The sequence below is a fragment of the Bradyrhizobium sp. genome (genome assembly GCF_036009065.1).
Lineage (GTDB): Bacteria > Pseudomonadota > Alphaproteobacteria > Rhizobiales > Xanthobacteraceae > Bradyrhizobium.
This window is the reverse complement of the sequence record NZ_DASYMN010000055.1, coordinates 1-2,751: the sequence shown is the minus strand read 5'-3', so window position 1 is coordinate 2,751 and position 2,751 is coordinate 1. Positions and strand designations below refer to the sequence as shown.

Annotated in this window: 3 protein-coding genes and 1 pseudogene; 3 read left to right on the top strand and 1 reads right to left on the bottom strand. The window is 65.7% G+C overall.

Features of this window, described 5'->3' with window-relative positions:
* A pseudogene (locus tag VGP39_RS03725) lies at nt 1–228 on the top strand (3-deoxy-D-manno-octulosonic acid transferase); the annotation flags it as partial.
* Entirely contained in the window at nt 221–1,243 is a 1,023-nt protein-coding gene (gene lpxK, locus VGP39_RS03720) for a tetraacyldisaccharide 4'-kinase (RefSeq protein ID WP_327566758.1), read from the top strand. The pseudogene VGP39_RS03725 and the gene lpxK, both read left to right, overlap by 8 nt.
* Nucleotides 1,244–1,354: 111 nt before the next feature.
* On the opposite strand, the gene VGP39_RS03715 is transcribed toward lpxK, so the two are convergent.
* Entirely contained in the window at nt 1,355–1,582 is a 228-nt protein-coding gene (locus tag VGP39_RS03715; RefSeq protein ID WP_327566757.1) for a DUF2093 domain-containing protein, read from the bottom strand.
* Nucleotides 1,583–1,770: 188 nt separating this feature from the next.
* Here VGP39_RS03715 and VGP39_RS03710 point away from each other — a divergent pair, with 188 nt between their 5' ends.
* Nucleotides 1,771–2,604: a dienelactone hydrolase family protein gene (locus tag VGP39_RS03710; RefSeq protein ID WP_327566756.1), complete on the top strand. Its 834-nt coding sequence runs from the start codon at nt 1,771–1,773 to the stop codon at nt 2,602–2,604.
* Nucleotides 2,605–2,751 lie beyond the last annotated feature (147 nt).

Here is a 2,751-nt window from a genome sequence, read left to right as displayed (position 1 = left end):
GTTTACGATGCGCTCGACGCCGCCGGCGGCGCGAAACATGCTGACGCGCAACAGGCGCTGGTGAAGCAGATCAGGCAATGGCTGGCCGACCCCGCTGCGCGGCAGGTATCGGTCGAGGCTGCCGGGCAGGTGGTCGATCAGCTCGGCGGCGCGCTGGGGCGCACGCTTGCAGAACTGGAGCCGTATCTGCTGCAGTTGCGGCTCGAGGCGGGAGCGGCGAATGCATGAGCCGGTCTTCTGGTATCGGCCGCCATCGCTGGCATCGCGGTTGCTGATGCCGCTGGGCGCGGTTTATGGCGCAGTGGCGGCGCGGCGGCTGGCGCGCGGAGGGATCGATGCCGGCATTCCCGTGCTTTGCGTCGGAAACTATCATGTCGGCGGCGCCGGCAAGACCCCGGCGGTGCTGGCGCTGGTCAATTTGCTGCGCGACACCGGCGAGGCGCCGATCGTGCTCAGCCGCGGCTACGGCGGAAAACTGCGCGGCCCGATCAAGGTCGATCCCGACCGGCATGCGGCGATCGATGTCGGCGACGAGCCGCTGATGATGGCTTGGGCGGTGCCCGTCGTGGTCGCCCGCGAGCGTGCTGATGGCGTCGCATTGGCGCGCTCGCAGGGCGCCAGCGTCATCCTGATGGACGACGGTTTTCAGAATCCGGCGATTGCCAAGGATGCCTCGCTGATTGTGATCGACGGCGACCGCGGGCTCGGCAATGCCTGCGTGTTTCCCGCAGGTCCGCTGCGCGCGCCGCTGCCGCCGCAGCTAGCCCGCACCGACGCGCTCATCATCGTCGGCGATGGCATCGCCGCCGACACGGTCGCGGCCGCCATCGCCGCACAAGGCGGATTGGTGCTGCACGCGCATCTGAAGCCAAGCGGGGCTTCCGTCGCGGCGCTGCGCGGCAGGCGGGTGCTGGCGTTCGCGGGCATCGGCGATCCGGCCAAGTTTTTCAGGACACTGCGCATGAGCGGCGTCGAAGTCGTGACGGAGCAGGCGTTCGCCGATCATCACGCGTTTTCGGAAAGCGAAATCGAGGCGCTGACAGCCGCGGCGAAACGCGACGGGTTGACGCTGGTGACGACGGAAAAGGATCTGGCGCGGCTAAGCAACGGCGGGAAACTTATGCCGGCGGCACGGGATATCGTGCCGTTCGCGGTGACGCTGCGGTTCGATGATGAAGCGAAATTGCAGAGGTTTGTGACCGACCGGCTGTTCAAGTCGCGCGCGAAGAAATTCAGATCGTAGGGTGGGCAAAACCGGCGGGCGCGAACGCACCCGATGGCGTGCCCACCATAACCAGTGCAAGGTCAACAATTTGAAATGGTGGGCGCGAAGAGCGCCTTGCCCACTTTACAATCAACCCTTTGCCTTCAGCGCGCCGGGAAAATGCCGCTGCAGCACCGCCGAGGGAACCGCGTAGGCCTCCTGCAGGTCGACGCTCCAGTATTTCAGCTCGTCGAGCGGAATCTGCACGCCGGTGACGGCGCAGCGCACATAGGTCCCCGGCGAGATCACGCGGAAATCGCCATCCAGATATTGCGCCTGGGCTTCGCCATGGCCCGAGGGACCGAATTTATTCAGCACAGCTAAAGTCCTTAAATCGTTCCCGGCCGTCGTCACGGCGGGTTGCTGGATTCATATGTTACCTAACATAGATAAGGTTCGGCGTCCTGTCGTCAAACCCACCGATTTGTGATGAATTGCGTTCGTGACGCATGATAGATTCGTCCCGCGGGGCGGGGTTTCCGGCACCGTGGTTTAGGCGGAACGCGATGCGCCTGCTTGCGACGCTCTCATCCCTGGCGTTTCTCACGGCGACATTTGCCGCCGGCGCAGCGCAGCCGGCCGCGCCGCAACAGGTCGACATTCCCTCAAACAGCGGCACGCTGCACGCGCAATTGTTCAAACCCGACGGCGCAGGTCCTTTCCCCACCGTGATCGCGCTGCATGGCTGCGGCGGATTGAACGCACAGTCCGACCAGATCCAGCCGCGCTATCGCGACTGGGCCGAGCAGTTGCTGAAGGACGGCAACGCCGTGCTGCTGCCCGACAGTTTTGGCTCGCGCGAACTCGGCCCGCAATGCCGGGTCAAGGAGCGCCGCGTGCAGGCCCGCCGCGAGCGCGTCGCCGATATCATGGCGTCGCGGCAATGGCTGCTGCACCAGCCTTGGGTGTCGCAGGACCGCATCAGCCTGATCGGCTGGCAGCACGGCGCAAGCGCGGTGCTGTGGGCGGTGCGGCCGCAACTGGCGTCGCGCAGGGCCGAGCCGGATTTCCGCGCGGCGGTGGCGTTCTATCCGGACTGCCGCATCTCGTCCGGCCTCGGCTGGAGCGCGCGGGTGCCGACCTTGCTGCTGATCGGCGCCAGCGACGACGTCAGTTCGCCGTCGGCTTGCCGGCAGATGGTCGAGGGCGCGCGGGGACGCAGCGCGCTGGCGCGGATCGTGGTCTATCCCGGGGCGGCCCACGACTTCGACCGCGCCAATCTTCCGCTTCACGCAATTGCCGGAACCGATGCCGGCGTACCCGAGCGCGGCCATCTCGGCGGCGATCCCGACGCCCGCGCCGATTCACAAAAGCGCGTCGCGGCGTGGCTGGCGCGATAGGCTTCTCTTACCCTCCCCTGGAGGGGCAGGGTAATCGCATGTGTGAATCGAAGCGTGAACAAAGGTGAATCGTTGGACGAACATATCGACCAAAACCGTCGGCGATTCCTTATTTGTTCATGCACATGCGATTCCCCTACCTGGAGG

Bases quoted from the DNA above. Each gene is read 5' to 3' on its own strand.
- lpxK (WP_327566758.1), top strand. From the start codon at position 221: ATGCATGAGCCGGTCTTCTGGTATCGGCCGCCATCGCTGGCATCGCGG.
- VGP39_RS03710 (WP_327566756.1), top strand. From the start codon at position 1,771: ATGCGCCTGCTTGCGACGCTCTCATCCCTGGCGTTTCTCACGGCGACA.